This window comes from Gracilibacillus kekensis (genome assembly GCF_900143085.1).
Classification (GTDB): Bacteria; Bacillota; Bacilli; order Bacillales; family Amphibacillaceae; genus Gracilibacillus; species Gracilibacillus kekensis.
The window spans coordinates 18474-37024 of record NZ_FRCZ01000001.1; the positions used below are offsets into that span (position 1 = coordinate 18474).

The window sequence follows — 18551 nt, forward strand, 5'->3', positions numbered from 1 at the left end:
TCCTTAAAAACTGATCCTTAGCGAAATTTAGCAGGATGCTTAATGCTGTGGTAAAAAAATACTCGAAATACTCGAATGATCGTTTTTATAATAATAAAATAAAGAATGATTAGAACCAGCATAAATCCATATGTGTCTAGAGATATACTTAGAAATAAAAACGGTGCTTGTAGCAATTCAAAAAATGTAAAACCAATGGACCGTTCCACTGAATCCGAGATAATAGATTGTATAACTAAACAACAAAAAAAGAGTAATAGATATTTCTTATAGGGTTGTAAAAAAAGTGAAAACACTATTTTATCTTTAAATGAAAAAGGATGTACGATTTTTTTCATTGCATTTTTCTCATCACGACTTTTCCTTGTTTTTAGTTGATGATGCACTATTTTTGTAAGTAGAAGATTTGCTTCTATATCATTTGGACTTTTATCTATGGTTACATATATTTCTTTTTCTGCCTTTTCCCATTGTTTAGTCTCTATTAATGCCGATATATATAATAGTTGGATAGAAAAAAAATCATAACGTTTAAGTAATAACTCTGATTCTTTAATAACTTCTTTCCACCTGCTTAATTGATGTAATAAGCAGATTTTTTCAGCGAGACAATCGATATCACCAGGATTTTTTTCTAAACAATTACAATAGCATTGCAAGGCAAGTTTATCATTTCCCTTTTTTTGATAATAAAATCCCTGCAGCCGTAATAATTCAGGATCATCGGCGTAAATTAGTTTGACATTATCAATTAGTCTCTCAACATGAGTAATATTATTCGTTTTCATCTCTTCATACACTTTATTTCTACCTTCTAAGTACCGATCCACTTCACTATTTTTTATGCGTTCTAGGTAATCATAACTTAGTAGATTATGTTGTATAATGTGTTTTTGATAAAAATTCTGGTCCCATTTCTTCCAATTAAACGTTTCATTCAACAACACCCAAATATCAATCGGCAAAAAAGGGTGTTGATTAAGAAATTCCGTGACTACAATTCTTGTTCGAGGATACCATTCAACACTCCATACTGCTTCCAGATCTAATAGCTTTTGCCACATAGATGTGTCAATCCGTTGATTAAAATCATGATAAATGGACTGTAATTTTTCAATAAATTCTTCTAATGGTGTCTGTAAGTGGTGATAATGAATTGTGGTAACTGTTTCAGTAGGTGATTTTGTAAAAGCAGTGTTATCATTCACTTTGTTTCGAACATAACTTACTGCCTTTTCATACGTCTCTCTGAGGTGCTGATATCCCTTAGGATCCTCTTCAGGGTGATAATGTTTTAATTGTGTGGCATATGCACGCTTTATAACTTTCAAATCTTCAGCAGGCTCAATATCAAGTATCTTCCAATCAATCATAAACGGGAATTCCACCCTTCGATTTGATCCAGTCGCTGTTTTAATTGTTTCGCGGCTTTACTAATATAATCTACTCTCTGTGTTTCAATGACCCGATCAAAATTCTCTAGTAAACTTGCTACTTCGTTACGTAGATTTCCTAATGTTTCTTCATATAACCTTTCACCTCTGGCTATTAACAGACGATTTTCTTCCTTTTCACGAGGATGAATTTTTAAAGAGGCCAACTCATTTAATCTATTTTTAATCTCCTCAGTAGATAGGTTGCCCGGATTTTGCTCGATTACGATGGTCTCTTTCATTCCCGAACTAACTTGTGTACATTCAACTTCCAATATTCCATTAATGTCATACGTATACCGCACATCAATCATTTCTTCACCTGCGGGAGCAGGCGGAACCGCAATGGTGACTTCGCCAATCTTTAAATTATCTTTTGTATTTCTACTTTCCCCTTGGTATACATCGATTACTATTTTTTCTTGATTATCATAAACAGTATAGAGCCGTTTTTCAATACTTACAGGAATTGGTGTATTTCGTTCAATAATCGGCAAAAAATAACCACTTTCAAATTGTTGATTCCCCAAATCTTTTACAATATCGGTACCTAGTGTAAAAGGACATACATCTGTTAAGATTGTTTCTTTTATTGATGCATCTCTTTGTTTTAATGCAGCTTGAATCGCTGTTCCAAGTGCAACTGATTTATCTGGGTCTATCTCGGAATATGGTATTCTACCTAATATTTTGGTCACTACCGATTTTATCAGTGGCATTCTCGTTGCTCCGCCAACCAATATCACTGCATCTAAGTCATCTGGTCTTAAGGATGCATCATGTAATGCTCGCACGATTGGTGCACGTAATCGTTGTATTAAAGAATACGTCATCTCTTCAAAAATAGAATTATCTATTGTGTTAGAATATTGTTTATCACCCTTCTGAAATGTGATAGTTGTCTTACCTTCCGCATTCAAGTCATATTTTGCTTGTTCAGCTAGTTTAAACAAAATGGATTTTTCTTTATCTGTTAATGTATTTTGTTGCATCTCATTTTTGATCAAAAAGTGTTCAAAAATGGCTGTGGTAAAATCAGTTCCACCTAAATAATTATCTCCTGCAATAGCTCGCACTTGAATAATCTCATCAAATTTCTCTAAAATCGATACATCATAAGTTCCGCCACCTAAATCAAACACAAGAAAATTCACATCTGATTCTCTATCATGAATACCATATGATAGAGCTGCAGCTGTTGGTTCACTTATTAATCGCTCTACGTGTAGACCAGCTATTTCTGCTGCTCTTTTTGTTGCCTTTCGTTGACGATCATTAAAATAAGCAGGTACGCTAATCACAGCTTCTTTGACTTCTTCTTTTAAAAATGCTTCAGCATCTTGTTTTAATTTACGCAAAATCATAGACGATAACTCTTCTGATATGTATTCCGCACTGCCTAATCGGATTTTTTTATCTGTCCCCATCGTTCTTTTAAATAAGGAAGCTGTTTTTTCTGGATGAGTAATCATTCGTTCCTTAGCTACTTCGCCAACAAATATCTCATTGTTTTCATCTACACTTACAATAGAAGGTGTTAATGAATTACCCAAAGCATTGGGGATAATCCTTACTTTTCCATCCTTCCAATAAGCTACAACACTATTAGAAGTTCCTAAATCAATTCCGATCATCATCAATTATCACCACCATTAGTTTCCTAATATTTGTCACTATTATAATAAATGGAAACTCATAACTTGTACAGTACCTTTTTATACTTAAAAAGATGCTGGGAAATAATTATTGTTCTGAACTAAATCACCAAAAATGCAATATGTATTGTTGCACAATATAAAAACTGCGCCATAACTTTGTGGTAATTTTGACATGATGAATGAGTGTGATCTCCGCTACGGCTTGGCCACACCCCTTTCCATGGGGTTTTTCCTTCAGCTAACTTTTCCAAGCAAAAACCGCATGGAAAAGTGGATCTTCAGGAAAAACGAGTCCCATAGGAGTTGGAGTGGCCGCCTACGCTCAATGAAATTCTACAACTTTTACAAATGCTAATATTTGGGGTTATTTCTACAAATGATTACCACGTAAGATAGTGATAAAAACAAAAATACATCCTCTTGCTTGTTGTAGAGTATAAAAAAGCGTCCGCTTTCACTCCTGCGGGATGTTTTTACCCTAAGATCCACTTTTAAAGCGAACTATGCTTAAAAAGTTTGCTTAGGGTAAAAAACCCGCGGAAAGGAAAGCGGACAAGCCGGAGCGGTTGTATAGCAGATATAAAATCTCAAAATTACCACTTTAGTTATGTCGCAGTTTCTTCCTAATACGCACAAAATCCAAATGAAAAACTTTTCTAATTAAATAATTATTTTGTCCCTATCTTTTTTATCATTTTACTTGCCTGTCTCTGCAAATTGCTTAATACGTTCACCTATTTCATCTCGCACGCGTTGAAAGAACTTCCACTTTTCTTCCTTTGTTCCTTCTGCTTTTGCCGGGTCATCAAATCCCCAGTGTTCGTTGCGAATACCAAATGGAATCACAGGACACTTATCACGAGCGTCCCCACACAAGGTAACAATCATAGTTGAGTTTCTTAAAATGTCCAAGTCAATTTTATCTGAAGTTTGCTTGGATATATCTATTCCCACTTCCTCCATTGCTTTTACTGCATTCGGATTCAGGCCGTGAGATTCGATACCTGCACTATACACATTCCAGTCCTCACCTAAATGTTTCTTTGCCCATCCTTCTGCCATCTGACTCCTGCATGAGTTTCCTGTACATAAAAAGTAAATTGTTTTTTTCGTCATATTCTTATTTCTCCTTTAGTTAAAATAGTAATAAAGTTAAGTATAGTCCCACTAATGTAACAAAAAGAATTGGTACGGTTAGAACGATCCCTGTCTTAAAGTACGTTCCCCATGATATTTTAACTCCTTTTTGTGACAATACGTGTAACCATAATAGTGTTGCTAATGAACCAATTGGTGTAATTTTCGGACCTAAATCTGAACCGATAATATTTGCATAGATTAACGCTTCCCTTAACACGCCTGATGTATCTGTTTCTGCAATCGCTAATGCGTCAATCATGACAGTTGGCATATTATTCATCACAGAAGACAGAATTGCAGCAATAAAGCCCATTGCAACTGTTGCACTAAATAATCCTTGATCGGCACTCCATTGAATCAGGCCAGCTAAGACGTCTGTTAATCCAGCATTCCGCAAACCATATACAACTACGTACATACCTATTGAGAAAAAGACAATTTCCCACGGAGCACCTTTGACTACAGATGTCGTATTGACTGCTTGACTGTTCCGAGCCATTAATAGAAAAAAGATCGCAATGACACCAGCAATAATCGAAACTGGTACCGAAATAAATTCACTAACAAAATAGCCAACGAGCAACACTGCTAGAACATACCAAGATAAGTGAAACATTTTTAAATCTTTGATCGCTTCTGCTGGCTTTTTCAAATGATTCATATTGTAGTTTTGCGGAATATTCTTTTTAAAATACAAATAAAGAACAAGAATCGTTGCCACAATCGAGAATACGTTCGGAATAACCATTCTTGAAGCATATTCGACAAAACCAATTTCAAAGAAATCAGCAGATACAATATTGACAAGATTACTTACAATTAAAGGTAATGAGCTCGTATCCGCTATGAAGCCACTTGCCATTATAAATGGAAATACCATTTTTTCTTTAAATTGCAGGTTACGAACCATCGCCAAGACAATCGGTGTTAAGATTAACGCTGCACCATCATTTGCAAAAAAAGCAGCGACGATCGCACCCAATAAACTGACATATACAAACATTTTAATACCATTACCTTTTGCCAAACGAGCCATATGTAAGGCAGCCCACTCAAAAAATCCGATTTTATCTAATATTAAAGAAATAAGAATAATAGCAACAAACGCTAATGTAGCATTCCAAACGATGCCAGTTACTTCCCAAACATCTTGCATACCGACCACTCCAACGAGTAGTGCAAGGATCGCTCCACCACAAGCCGACCAGCCGATTGAGAGATTTTTCGGTTGCCATATGACCAAGACTAAGGTAACCAGAAATATACTTATCGCTAATACAATATCTAACAAAACAATGTCCCCCTAATTTCAACTAACAACATGTGATTCTTGTACCGTTTTTCTCTAATTCTATTAATTTTTCTTGCTGATTAGGTAATTGATCGATTATCGGCAGAATAAAAGGATACCATTCAGAATCTTGATTTAAAGAATAAAAGACCCATTGTCCTTTTCGCTCTTCATTAATTAGATCTGCATCTCTTAACTTTCTTAAGTGTTGACTAATAGAAGGCTGGCTCATTTGAAAGATCTCTACAAATTCACATACACAACAGGTTTGCTCTTCTATTAGCTTCAACATGGTCAGCCGTGTTTTATCACCTAGAACTTTTAAAATTTTGGCAGATTTACCAATATCCATCACCGTTTTCGTTGGCATCTAACCTCTCCTTTCGCATCTATATATAACTATATAACTATTTACTTATATATGCAATTGTATTTTAGAATATTTACAAAGAATTTACCTATACAAAAAACACGGAGCGCTATATCACTCCGTGTTTTTCATTTAGTATTCAAGTGCAGTGTTCAGAACTTCCAAGTTACGTTCCATTAATGTAAAATAAGTTTCTTGGTTTTCCACATCTTCTTCTGTCAAGATGGATAAATTGTGCAGTTGTAATGACTCTACATTTGTTTCTGCCTGGATAACTTCTGCTACTTTTGGTTCTACATTTTGTTCAAACAAAAGGTATTGTATATTACGCTCTTGTACATGATCAATAATGTTTTCCAATTGCTTTTGAGAGGGTTCTTCTGATGGTGATAAACCTGCTAAGGCAATTTGTTCGATTCCATAGCTTTGTTCCCAATACCCATATGCAGCATGCGTAACTAAAATTTCATTATTTGTAGCATTTTCCAGTTGTTGATGATAGCTCTCATCTAACTCAATTAATCGCTCTTCTAAACTATGAAAATTAGAATCAAATGTTTCTTCCTGATCCGGATGTAACTCAATTAACGAATCTTTAACATTGCGCGCTAACTCAATAGCGCGAATAGGATCTAGCCATAAATGGGGGTCTGCATCACCATGATCGTGATCATGTCCATCATTTGATTCTTCAGCAACTTGTTGATTGTCCGTATGTTCATGGTCTTCCTCATCTTCTTGATCATGTGCCTCATGCTCATGTCCGTGATCTTCTCCGTCTTCGTGATCATGACCATGTTCTTTTTCACCTTCGTGTGTATCTTCTTGTTCGTGTTGTTCCTCATGGTGATGCACATGTTCTACAAGCGAAACTCCTTCTGAAGCTTCTACCATTAACACATCTTCTTCAGCTAATGCTTCTTCCATTTTACTTGCATAGGCCTCTAAATTCGCTCCATTAAACAAAAACATGTCTGATTCAGCAATATCGATCATTGTTTTAGAAGTTGGTTCATAATTATGAGGATCAGCTCCCGGTGGTAACACGGTTTCTACTTCAACAAGTTCACCACCAATCTCTTCAGCAAAATATGCTAAAGGATATAAGGTAGAATAGATTGTTATTTTTCCTTCAGATTTTTCATTGTTTGCTTGTGTATCTTGATTACTGCTACATCCAATTAATAATATTATCAATGTTACAAACACACCAAATTTCTTCATCGAAAGTTATCCCCTTTACTGAATTATGTATCAATTAATAATAATCGTTACGATTTAAACCTCTGTATAAACCGTCATCATTACGATTAAATAATATTATAGACTATGTTATCAAATTTGTAAATAGTAATTATTACGATTTGTTGTTGGTAAATGTCACATGTTGTCCATTGATTATTGCTTAGAGTCGGCGTATAGTAGGTTTTAGAAATTAATTATCCACGGAGGATTATCATGAAAAAAATACTATGGATCATACTCTTAACACTTTTTACGATGACCGCATGTGCCAATCAAGGAGAAAATGAGCCGGAACAAACGGACGAGGTAAAAGGTATAAGTGTAGATTTTGAACTAGCTGAAGAGGCAGACACTGGTGAATCTGTTGAATTAAAGGCTACTGTCACTTATGGAGAAGATGAATTAGTCACAGATGCCGAAGAAGTTTCCTTTGAGTATTGGAATGTGGAAGATGAAGAAAATACAGTTACAATTGATGCAAGCAATAATGAGGATGGTACCTATACAGCAGATGTAGTATTTGATCAACCTGGCACATATGAAATATATGCTCATACGACAGCTAAAGATATGCATACAATGCCTAAAAAATCGATCGTGATTAATGGTGATGAGGATATGCAAATGGATGAAGAAAATCACCAAGCACACAGTAGTGAGGATCATAGTCACCATGAAGGTTTTCTGATTGAATTAGAGGAATATGAAACTGTTACTAAAGAAGAAGATGTAGAATGGACAGTACAGTTAAAAATGGATCAAGAACCATATCAAAATGCAAGAGTGCGATATGAAATCATTCCAGAAGCTAGTGACCAGCATATTTGGTTGGATGCGGAAGAAACAGACGCAGGTACCTATACAAGTAACCATTCCTTTTCCAAAACTGGCGAATATGAAATCGTCGTCCATGTCACCGACGATAGTGGACTCCATGAACACAAAGAATATACTTTTAAAGTAATTGAGTAAAAAAACAGTGCTTTTAAGCACTGTTTTTTTATTTAATAAATCGGATTACTAAAGGAATACGATATTTTTCTCCACTGTATGCCTTAAACAAAGCAATTAGAGTGAAAATTAAATACAAAATTCCGACAACTGCTGCTAATATAAACCCAATTAATATTAGCATTAAAATACCACTAACAATCCCATATATCGTGAATGAAATAAAGAAGTTAAGGTATTCTTTACCATGATAATCAATAAAATCTGACTCATCCCTTTTGACCATCCAAATAATTATAGGGCCAATAATAGCAGTGAAAAAGCTCAAAAGATATATTAACATTGCAAATAAACGTTCATCATTATTCGTCATTTTACTCCACCTCCCCAACGATAATTGTAGCATAATTTGTCAAATAATATAAAAAAATAGTTTAATCAACAGAGAACGTATATACTAAAAGAAAACAAATAAAAGAGGGAACGCAATGAAACTATATGATGTAATTGGAATAGGGATTGGTCCATACAATCTTGGATTAGCTGCCCTTACAAATGAAAAAACAGATTTAGAAACGATTTTCTTTGACCAAAACGGAGAATTTGCATGGCATCCAGGCATGCTTATTCATGGGACAGATTTGCAAGTACCTTTTTTAGCAGATTTGGTGACTTTTGCGAATCCTACTAGTAAGTATACGTTTTTAAATTATTTACATGAACAAAACCGACTATATAAATTTTTCTTTTTTCAAAAATTTGAAATGCCTCGATCTGAGTATGCTTCCTATTTAAAATGGGTTGCAGAACAATTGCCGAGCTGTCATTTAAAATCAGAAGTTAGTGATGTAATTGATCACGGAAATCATTACGAAGTTGTTGTAAATCATTGGGGAATACAAGAACAGAAGTCATACTTCACAAAACATGTCGTATTGGGAACGGGCAGTACACCAAATATACCTTTTGAGCTTGATAAAATCGAATCGGAATTTGCTCACCATTCCAGCCAATATGTGTATCTGAAAGACCAAACGATACGTGCTAAACACATTACTGTTGTTGGTTCAGGTCAAAGTGCATCTGAGATATTCTATGATTTACTCAAATTACAGGAACATTTTAACTATCATCTAGCATGGTATACGAGATCTCCTGGATTTCTTCAACTGGATAATTCGAAACTTGGTCAAGAAGTATTTTCACCTGACTATGTCGACTATTTTCAGACGCTGTCTTTTCAACAACGACAAGCGACATTAGAGCATTTAGGACAATTACGAAAAGGGATTGACAAGGAGACGTTACATAAGATTCATGAATTACTTTACCATCGAACGGTTGATAACAAGCCAATACCTGTTACCATCCAACCATTAACTGAAATTAATAAAGTATCAAAGAAAGGAATGGGTTTAGAAGTGCAGGCGACACAGTGGCAAAAAGAAGATACCTTTTCATTTGATACTGAAAAAGTAGTGCTTGCGACAGGATATAAACCAAATATTCCAGATTGGTTTTACGATCGCTTCCGAGATAAAATAGAGTGGGAAGATGATAAATTATATAAAGTGGATTCAAATTTCAGACTTTCTTTTAAAGATGGCTCCCGTACTCACCATTTTTATACATTCACTAATTTAGCCCATTCACATGGTACGGGTGCTACCAATTTAGGGTTGGCCGTTGATCGTAATATCCAAATCATTAATGAAATAGCAGGTAAAACAATTTATGAGCAACAACGAGACACGATATTCACTCAATTTAAACCAGAGTGATTCTCGCGCAAGCTTTTTCTTTCCAATGTTTGATAGTCATTTGATTTTATAAATGGAATTTGCTTGGCAATAGCAAATTGCTCCAACTCTTGATAAAGACGATGTGGTTGGAATGCGATAAATCTGATTGGCAGACCCTTTCTTCTTTTAATCGTTGCATTTTTCGTTGTCCAGCCAACTCTTACAAATTGGATGATCCTTATCTGATCTGGTTTAATATTATTACCATATATAGTCCATTTCAAAAAAAGTATTTGATAATCTATAGAGTGATCCTTTATCTGAACTTGAAATGAAATAAACAGACACAGAAAAGTGAATGTTACTATAATTAGTTGAAATGCTAGTAATATGTTAACTTGAGACAAACTAAGAGAAATAGTAACAATTTGAAGAACCAATATGAAAATAAGAATTTTAAATGGTGACTTGGCATAACACTTCATGATCACACCCCCACTAAAAATTATAGCATAAAAAGTAGAGGAGTTTGAAATTTTTTCAAACTCCTCTTTTGTTACCCCATACAAGGGCATGAACTTGTGGTAAGACACGAACATGATTCAATGCTGAGTTCGCCATTACCTTATCTATTAACCATTCATATTTCTCTAATAAATGACTTGCTAAATCTCTAGGTTTGTGCTCTTCTAAATCATCGTTACCAACTTGCAAGAAAAAAGGGACACTAGGATATCTTTGATGTACCTTTTCTGCAAATTGTAAATCCTCATTATTAAAAACTACTACTTTCAAACTTGTATTACTCAAGCGTTTGTTGGTAATCAATTTATCGATAATATCATCTAAAACTTGCCAGTTGGTTTTCATTTTAGAACTGGGTGGTTTAGGAGAAATTGTCAAGTCATCTATCTTTACAAACCAGTCTTGCCAACGACTTCCCTGTGTTTCAAGGGCAACTTCGATTTTGTGTTCGTGAAGAGTATCAATCAACTCACCTAGATATTTCAATAGTGCCGGGTTCCCACCTGAAATGGTTACATGGTCAAATTGATTCCCACCTATTTCTTTAAGCCTTAAATAGATTTGATCAGCTGACATTTTGACGATATCGTCCTTGGCACTTCCATTCCATGTAAAGGGAGAGTCACACCAAGCACAGCTGTAATCACAACCTGCCGTGCGAACAAACATTGTTTTTCGGCCAACAACCATTCCTTCCCCTTGAATAGTAGGCCCAAAAATCTCTAATACAGGAATCTTATTCATTCAACATCCACTCCCGCCTTGCTTCGGCATAGCTTGTGGGTGTTTCAAACAAACGAACAAACTCCACACGACATTGATAAGTATCATTTAGCAATGCTGCTTCCATTTTCTCAAATATCCAAACCACCATATTTTCTGCGGTTGTATTCATCTTTGGCAATGTTTCATTTAAATAACGGTGATCTAAATGAATCTCAATTTGTTCTTTCCATATTTTCTTAATATCACCGAAATCAATAACAATCCCGATATCATCTACATACCCACTGATGCCGAATACAACTTTATATGTATGCCCATGTAAATTCTTACATTTGCCTTCATAACAGTGTAAATGATGTGCTGCATCAAAAGTGAATTCTTTGCTCACTAGTACTCGTTTTTGATGGTACTGAAGTTCATCCTTTTGAATGTCCTTATTTATTTTTTGTAATTCTTCAACAATTTGAAAGCCGAACATTAATTATTCTCCTCTGCGCGTTGTTCTAGATACAGGTCTAATCCTTTTTGTCGCAGCTCACATGCCGGACATTCACCACATCCAGCACCTCTTACACCGTTGTAACAAGTCAATGTCTTTTCACGGACATAATTAAATGAACCTAGTTGATCCGCTAATTGCCATGTTTGTGCTTTATCTAACCACATTAATGGAGTATGTACGACAAAGTCATCATCCATCGAAAGATTTAACGTAACGTTTAGTGATTTAATAAACACATCTCGACAATCTGGATAACCACTAAAATCCGTTTCACACACACCAGTAATAATGTGTTTTGCATTAATTTGTTTTGCTAAAATTGTCGCAAAAGATAAGAATAATAGATTACGACCGGGTACAAAGGTATTTGGTAATGCCCCATCTTTTCCCTCTTCAACCTCCATATCACTGCGCGTTAAGGCATTAGGTGCCAATTGATTAAGAAGTGACATATCTAGAATATGATGTTTTAAGTTCTGGTTTGTAGCAATTTCTTTTGCAACTTCAATTTCTTCCTTATGTCGCTGGTTATAATCAAAGGTAACTAACTCTACATGATCAAACCGTTCTAATGCCCAGAATAAACAGGTTGTGCTATCTTGCCCACCACTAAAGACAACGACTGCTCGATTATTTTTGTTCATAAAAAAAATCCCCTTTCTAATCTTAAAAAGAGAATTCTGCACACCAAAAAAAACAAAAAAATCATACCTAAGGCTCGGTATGATCATCCTTAGTTTTTTATAGAGGGTGTAGCTAGAACCTCTCCTGCAAAATTTGCAGAGTTTTTATTCGAAACCACAATAGTATAACATATATTTAATAATAATTGAACACTGACGTTAATAAAATCATATTTTAGTAGTTGTCTGAAACATTATAAAATCATGGTGCAGAAACCATTACTTAAGATAAGGTTAGATTATTCAGTATTTCTTCTTAGACATAAGACGAAATCTTGGTGATGGATACTCATCGGGATTTCAAGCGTTGATTTCAAGTGAAATACCGATGAGATGATTCCTCATCGGCAGTTTGAGCATTGATTTCAAGGGAAATGCCGATGAGGTGCTTTCTCGTCGGCATTTCGAGTATTGATTTCAAAGAAAATGCAGATGAGATGCTTTCTCGTCGGCATTTCGAGCATTGATTTCAGGAAAAATGCAGATGAGATGATTCTTCGTCGGCATTTCGAGTATTGATTTCAGGGGAAATGCAGATGAGAATGCACGATTATCTATGTGTTATTTGAATATTATTCCCTTCCACGATTCCGCTGCATATCTGCTGCTTGATCATATGGATAACTAACATACAACTCACTTGCTTTATCTAATCGCTTCATTTGCTCATCGGTTAAAGACCAACCTGCCGCTCCAAGATTGGCTTCAAGTTGCTCAAGATTACGAGCTCCAATAATAGGTGCAGTTACACCTCTCTTTTGCAGTAACCAATTAATCGCTGTTTGAGCAGGTGTTTTTCCAGCTTGTTGAGCCACCTCTATTAATTCATCAATTAAATGCCATGTGAATTCATTATTATACATATCCCATGTTTCCTGGTAACCTTTTTTGTCAGCTTCTGCAATTCTAGTATTTTCTGGAGGTTGCGACAAATCTCTGGTGAATTTCCCGCTTAACCAACCACCTCTTAAAGGACTCCATGGTATAACACCAAGTCCTTCATTTTCGCATACTTCAATTAACTCCCATTCCGTTGCTCTCGTTAATAAATTATACTGTGGTTGCAAACATGAAAAAGATTCCCAACCATTCTGTTTACTAACATCAATCGCTTTTTGAAGTTGCCAGCCTTTAAAGTTACTAGCTCCTATGTAGCGTACAAGACCTTCTCGCACAAGGTCATTTAACGTACTTAGTGTTTCTTCTAAAGGCGTACGCGGGTCCCAGGCATGCACTTGATATAAATCAATATAATCCGTTTTTAATCGATGTAAACTTTCCTTAATACCAGCCATGATATGTTTACGACTTAATCCTATATCATTAGGTCCATCTCCCATTGGAAATCGAACCTTTGTCGCTAAAACAAAATCATCTCTCCGTTGTCCTTTTAACCAATTCCCTACAATTTCCTCCGATGCACCGCGCGTATATACATCAGCAGTATCAAGGAAATTGCCGCCTTTTTCTTTATAATAATCTAATATCTTAAAACTATCAGACTCGCTAGTCTCTCTACCTAAAGTCATTGTACCTAAACACAATTCACTTACACGTAAACCTGTTTTACCTAAATAACGATTTTCCAACAGATACACCTCCAAATAGTAATCGCTTTCATTTTTCATTACTTATTATATCGAATTTATTAACTTAGGTAAAAAGATTCGTTTTATAGACTATTATTCATTGACAACAACACTAAATTATTTTATATTACTAAAGGCGAATATTTTCGCTTTATTATTTAAAATAGTTCGTTTTTTAGGAGTGACAACATTGGACAATGTATTCGATTATGAAGATATTCAATTAATTCCCGCAAAATGTATTGTGAACAGTCGTTCAGAATGTGATACGTCTATACAATTCGGTAAACATAAATTTCGACTTCCAGTAGTACCCGCTAATATGCAAACTATCATAGATGAGAAAGTTGCTCTATATTTAGCGGAACGAGGCTACTTCTATGTGATGCACCGGTTTGAACCAGAAACAAGGAAAAACTTTATCCAAACATTACACAAGGATGATTTTATTGCTTCTATCAGTGTTGGTGTCAAAGAAGAGGAATATCGCTTTATAGAAGAACTGGCCAAAGAGGAGCTTGTACCTGATTATATTACTATTGATATCGCCCATGGCCACTCCAACGCAGTTATTAATATGATTCAACATATAAAAAAACATTTACCTGAAAGTTTCGTTATAGCAGGAAATGTTGGTACACCTGAAGCAGTACGCGAGTTAGAAAACGCTGGGGCGGACGCCACCAAAGTAGGGATTGGGCCCGGTAAGGTTTGTATAACTAAAATCAAAACAGGTTTTGGAACAGGCGGATGGCAATTAGCTGCGTTACGTTGGTGTGCAAAAGCTGCGACAAAACCTATTATTGCCGATGGCGGTATCCGTACACATGGCGATATTGCTAAGTCTGTCCGTTTCGGTGCTTCGATGGTGATGATCGGCTCGCTTTTCGCTGGACACAAAGAATCTCCTGGAACTACTGTTGAAAAGGATGGTCACTTATTCAAAGAATATTTTGGCTCCGCTTCAGAGTATCAAAAAGGCGAAAAGAAAAATGTGGAAGGCAAAAAAATGTATGTAGAATACAAAGGCTCGTTACAAGATACGCTAACTGAAATGGAACAAGACTTACAATCCTCGATTTCATATGCCGGCGGAACAAACCTAGAAGCAATTCGCACGGTCGATTATGTAGTTGTTAAAAATTCGATTTTTAATGGGGATAAATAGTTACACAGATAAACCTTAATAATGATAAAACCATAAGGAGATGAATTCTATAATTAGAATTCATCTTCTTATGGATTAATAATATCAGAAATCTAGTAAGTTTATTTTAAAATATGTAGATATTTTGACTCTTATTAAAATTGTTCCATAAAAATTTTTAGTAATGCTATAATATTTGTGTATCAAACAAAGGAGTGTATCTAAAATGAAAAAAGTACCTTTCCTTATAACAATTATATTAGCTGCCTTCTTAACAGCCTGTGGTAACAACTCCAGCCAAAAGGAATTATCTACTGCTGAGTTAAAGGAATTAGTTCATCAATATAGTGTAGATGATAAAACTGCACAATCTGCATCAATCTCTTCCACTGATTTGATAATTACAGAAGAAGAAGGACAGGAAAAGTCTTACGCTTTGCCGAATGATGATTTTTTTGTGTCAATTGCGCCTTATGAACATACGACACACCCATGTACTATCCATAGTTTAACAGGTTGCCAAGGAGAAATGGCGAATACTGAATTTGATGTATATATTGAAGACATGGATGGTAATGTTGTGATAGATGAACCGAGAACGTCATTTGATAACGGGTTTATTGATCTATGGTTACCAAGAGATAAATCATATAAAATCACAATAAAGCATAATGACAAAGTAGTAGAATCTGAAATTTCTACATTTGAAGACGATGGTACATGTATTACAACCATGCAATTAATCTAATTAATTATTTATTGACAAGTGGAGAACATTGTTAACGTTAAGAGCTGAGTATATTATGTAGCAATTTTCTATCAAAAGAAAACAAGCATAATATACGTCCATCAATGAAGTCTCTCGTTGTTTACGTAAATGAGGAGTTACCAATACTATCATTGGTAACTCCTCATTTTATCTATACAACCTCATAACCTTGCTCTTCTACTGCTTCTTGCATTTCTTTTATTGTAACTTTTGTATCATCATAGGTAATATCAACTTTACCATTATCTAAGTTCACCTCTACTTGAGATACACCACTTAAATCATTAAGAGCACCTTCTACTGATGCCTTACAATGTCCACAAGTCATTCCTTGTACTTCTAATGTTTTTTGTTGCATAATCTATCTCTCCTTTTTTTAAATAATTTATATTTTTACTCGCTTCAAACGAAGTGAGTTTGAAACAACACTTACAGAACTAAATGCCATTGCAGCACCAGCTATCCATGGTGCTAGTAAGCCTGCAGCTGCTATTGGAATTCCGGCACTGTTATAGGCAAACGCCCAAAATAGGTTTTGACGAATATTACGTATTGTCGCCTTGCTTAATTTAATCGCCTTGGGGATGAGTAATAATTCTCCACCAAGAATCGTCACATCAGCAGCCTCAATCGCTACCTCTGTACCAGTTCCAATTGCAATGCCTATATCTGAAATCGCTAATGCAGGTGCGTCATTAATTCCATCACCAACCATTGCCACCATTTTTCCTTGCAGTTGTACTTCTTTAATTTTGTTTGCTTTTTCTTCTGGTAATACACCCGCAAACACCTGATCAATACCCACCTGGTTTGCTATGGCTCTTGCTGTCGTTGGATTATCTCCTGTTAACATGATTACTTCTAAGTTCTGTTGTTTTAATTGTTGAATAGCTTCAACAGCTGTTTCCTTGATGGTATCTGCTACCGCAACAATGCCTTTCAACTCTTGATCAATAGCAATTAACATAGCCGTTTTGCCTGCTTCTTCATATGTTAATAAATCTTTTTCAAAATCCGTTGTATTTACTTGAGCATCATTTAACAGCTTACGATTTCCTACGAGAATTTCTTTTTGTTCTACGATCGCTTTTATACCGTGGCCAGGTATCGCCTCAAATTGCTCGGCATCGTGTATGTTTATTTTTTTTCCTACCGCATAATTTACGATTGCTTCCGCTAAAGGGTGCTCTGAAGCTTTTTCTGCACTAGCTAATAGTTGTAATGTATCCTGATCACCTGAAAAGTCAGTTACTTCGGGTTGTCCTTTCGTAATTGTACCTGTTTTATCTAATATTATTGCGTCTAACTTATGTGTCCTTTCTAGGTGCTCTCCACCCTTAAACAGTATGCCCGACTCAGCTGCCTTTCCTGTACCCACCATAATAGAAGTAGGTGTTGCCAGTCCTAGCGCACATGGACACGCGATGACCAGTACTGCTATCGTGGCAAATAGAGATGTTTCTACATTACCTGGTGTAACGAATGCTATCCAGATAACAAATGTTACTATCGCAATCCCAACCACTACTTGCACAAAATAACCGGAAATCACGTCAGCTAAACGTTGAATTGGTGCTTTTGAACCTTGCGCATCCTCTACTACCTTGATGATGGAAGCCAACGCAGTATCTTTACCTACCTTAGTTACTTTCATAGTAATCGTTCCATTTTTATTAATAGTAGAGCCGATAACATGATCGTCCTGCGATTTTTCTATAGGAATTGATTCTCCTGTAATCATTGATTCATCAATTGAAGTTTTCCCTTTAACAACAATACCATCAACAGGTATTTTTTCACCTGGTTTTACAATAAGGTGGTCACCTTCCTGCACTTCTTCAACTGGTACCATTATTTCTTGATTATTACTAATAACTCTTGCTTCTTTTGCTTGTAAATTCAATAACGATGATATTGCATTTGTCGTTTTACTTTTAGCTGCAACTTCTAAATATTTTCCGAATAAAATTAGGGTAATAATTACAGCACTTGTTTCAAAATAGAGATGTGGCATATAACCAGGGTTATTAAGCGTTAATGATGCTTCATACAAACTATAAAAATAAGCTGCACTTGTCCCGAGTGCTACAAGAACATCCATGTTAGCTGTTTTATTTCGTAAGTTTTTATAGGCACCCTTATAAAACTGCCAGCCAATGATAAATTGTACTGGGGTTGCCAAAGCAAATTGGAACCAAGGATTCATAAATATCGCCGGTAAAGTCATGCTAAATAAATGAACCAGCATCGTAACTAACAAAGGAGCTGTTAATAGCGCAGAAACAATTAATTTTTGCTTCATTCTATTAAGCTGTTTTTCTTTATTTGTGGCTTGCTCTCTAGTTCCTGCTTTCCGTTTGGCATCATACCCTAATTTTTGAATTCGTTCGATCATATCGTTTTCTTCAATTAGGGATGGATTGTATTCTATTGTTGCACTTTCCGTTGCTAAATTTACGGTAGCTTTCTCAATGCCACTTTGTTTGTTTAATACCTTTTCAATCCGATTGGAACATGCAGCACACGTCATCCCTACTATGTCAAAATCAACGTTTTCTGTTTGTACACCATAACCTAATTTTTCAATTTTAGCCTGAATGTCTTGATACGTCACATTTTCATTATAAGAGACATTAGCTTTTTCAGTAGTTAGATTGACTTGAGCTTCTACTCCATCCATTTTATTTAAAACTTTTTCAATCCGACTGGAGCATGCAGCACATGTCATTCCAGTAACATTTAATGTTACATTTTTATTTTCGCTCACCGATTATACCCCC

The 18551-nt window shown here is 35.5% G+C and carries 18 protein-coding genes and 1 riboswitch; of the genes, 4 read left to right on the plus strand and 14 right to left on the minus strand.

The features are described 5' to 3' along the window. Nucleotides 1–17: 17 nt before the first annotated feature. The 6 genes from BUC25_RS00110 to BUC25_RS00135 form a co-directional block, all read right to left on the minus strand. Nucleotides 18–1373 (minus strand): J domain-containing protein, encoded by a 1356-nt coding sequence (locus BUC25_RS00110; protein WP_073198517.1) that lies wholly within the window; start codon nt 1371–1373, stop codon nt 18–20. Then, entirely contained in the window at nt 1370–3073 is a 1704-nt protein-coding gene (locus tag BUC25_RS00115) for an Hsp70 family protein (RefSeq protein WP_139251737.1), read from the minus strand. Before BUC25_RS00115 ends, BUC25_RS00110 begins: the two co-directional genes overlap by 4 nt. A gap of 714 nt (nt 3074–3787) precedes the next feature. Continuing rightward, nucleotides 3788–4207 (minus strand): arsenate reductase (thioredoxin), encoded by a 420-nt coding sequence (gene arsC, locus BUC25_RS00120; RefSeq protein WP_073198519.1) that lies wholly within the window; start codon nt 4205–4207, stop codon nt 3788–3790. 19 nt (nt 4208–4226) lie between these two features. After that, on the minus strand, nt 4227–5522 hold the full coding sequence (locus BUC25_RS00125; protein WP_073198520.1) for an arsenic transporter: 1296 nt from the start codon (nt 5520–5522) through the stop codon (nt 4227–4229). Between the two features lie 22 nt (nt 5523–5544). After that, nucleotides 5545–5892, minus strand: a complete 348-nt coding sequence (locus BUC25_RS00130) for an ArsR/SmtB family transcription factor (RefSeq protein WP_073198521.1) — start codon at nt 5890–5892, stop codon at nt 5545–5547. Nucleotides 5893–6024: 132 nt separating this feature from the next. Further along, nucleotides 6025–7116, minus strand: coding sequence for a metal ABC transporter solute-binding protein, Zn/Mn family (locus tag BUC25_RS00135; RefSeq protein WP_073198523.1), 1092 nt, complete (start codon nt 7114–7116; stop codon nt 6025–6027). Between the two features lie 234 nt (nt 7117–7350). On the opposite strand from BUC25_RS00135, the gene BUC25_RS00140 reads away from it, so the two are divergent. After that, complete coding sequence (locus BUC25_RS00140) at nt 7351–8109, plus strand: FixH family protein (RefSeq protein ID WP_073198525.1); 759 nt, start codon at nt 7351–7353, stop codon at nt 8107–8109. Nucleotides 8110–8137: 28 nt separating this feature from the next. Here BUC25_RS00140 and BUC25_RS00145 read toward each other — a convergent pair whose 3' ends face one another. Further along, nucleotides 8138–8461: a DUF4870 domain-containing protein gene (locus BUC25_RS00145; protein WP_084543291.1), complete on the minus strand. Its 324-nt coding sequence runs from the start codon at nt 8459–8461 to the stop codon at nt 8138–8140. A gap of 115 nt (nt 8462–8576) precedes the next feature. On the opposite strand from BUC25_RS00145, the gene BUC25_RS00150 reads away from it, so the two are divergent. Next, nucleotides 8577–9869: a lysine N(6)-hydroxylase/L-ornithine N(5)-oxygenase family protein gene (locus tag BUC25_RS00150; RefSeq protein WP_073198529.1), complete on the plus strand. Its 1293-nt coding sequence runs from the start codon at nt 8577–8579 to the stop codon at nt 9867–9869. Here the strand turns inward: BUC25_RS00150 and BUC25_RS19215 are convergent. From BUC25_RS19215 to BUC25_RS00175, 5 genes are all read right to left on the minus strand, one after another. Further along, a complete protein-coding gene (locus tag BUC25_RS19215; protein WP_073198532.1) occupies nt 9851–10315 on the minus strand; it encodes a hypothetical protein in 465 nt (154 codons plus the stop codon). The two genes, BUC25_RS00150 and BUC25_RS19215, sit on opposite strands and share 19 nt — an antisense overlap. A 55-nt stretch (nt 10316–10370) precedes the next feature. Then, on the minus strand, nt 10371–11099 hold the full coding sequence (gene queE / locus BUC25_RS00160; protein ID WP_073198534.1) for a 7-carboxy-7-deazaguanine synthase QueE: 729 nt from the start codon (nt 11097–11099) through the stop codon (nt 10371–10373). Beyond that, nucleotides 11092–11559, minus strand: a complete 468-nt coding sequence (gene queD / locus BUC25_RS00165; protein ID WP_073198536.1) for a 6-carboxytetrahydropterin synthase QueD — start codon at nt 11557–11559, stop codon at nt 11092–11094. Before queD ends, queE begins: the two co-directional genes overlap by 8 nt. Then, nucleotides 11559–12227: a 7-cyano-7-deazaguanine synthase QueC gene (queC, locus tag BUC25_RS00170; protein WP_073198538.1), complete on the minus strand. Its 669-nt coding sequence runs from the start codon at nt 12225–12227 to the stop codon at nt 11559–11561. The genes queD and queC overlap by 1 nt, the downstream gene beginning before the upstream one ends. A gap of 83 nt (nt 12228–12310) precedes the next feature. Continuing rightward, nucleotides 12311–12355: riboswitch (PreQ1 riboswitch) on the minus strand. A gap of 483 nt (nt 12356–12838) precedes the next feature. Beyond that, the gene (locus BUC25_RS00175; RefSeq protein WP_073198540.1) at nt 12839–13855 is read right to left on the minus strand and encodes an aldo/keto reductase; all 1017 of its coding nucleotides are present in this window, start codon (nt 13853–13855) and stop codon (nt 12839–12841) included. A 190-nt stretch (nt 13856–14045) separates the two neighbouring features. Between BUC25_RS00175 and guaC the strand changes: the two genes are divergently transcribed. Continuing rightward, nucleotides 14046–15023, plus strand: coding sequence for a GMP reductase (gene guaC, locus BUC25_RS00180; RefSeq protein ID WP_073198542.1), 978 nt, complete (start codon nt 14046–14048; stop codon nt 15021–15023). A gap of 205 nt (nt 15024–15228) precedes the next feature. Next, nucleotides 15229–15750: a CueP family metal-binding protein gene (locus tag BUC25_RS00185; RefSeq protein WP_073198544.1), complete on the plus strand. Its 522-nt coding sequence runs from the start codon at nt 15229–15231 to the stop codon at nt 15748–15750. 172 nt (nt 15751–15922) lie between these two features. Here the strand turns inward: BUC25_RS00185 and copZ are convergent, their stop codons facing one another. Together copZ and BUC25_RS00195 are read right to left on the minus strand one after the other, a co-directional pair. Further along, nucleotides 15923–16129: a copper chaperone CopZ gene (gene copZ, locus BUC25_RS00190; protein WP_073198547.1), complete on the minus strand. Its 207-nt coding sequence runs from the start codon at nt 16127–16129 to the stop codon at nt 15923–15925. A gap of 27 nt (nt 16130–16156) precedes the next feature. Next, a complete protein-coding gene (locus BUC25_RS00195) occupies nt 16157–18538 on the minus strand; it encodes a heavy metal translocating P-type ATPase (protein WP_073198548.1) in 2382 nt (793 codons plus the stop codon). Nucleotides 18539–18551 lie beyond the last annotated feature (13 nt).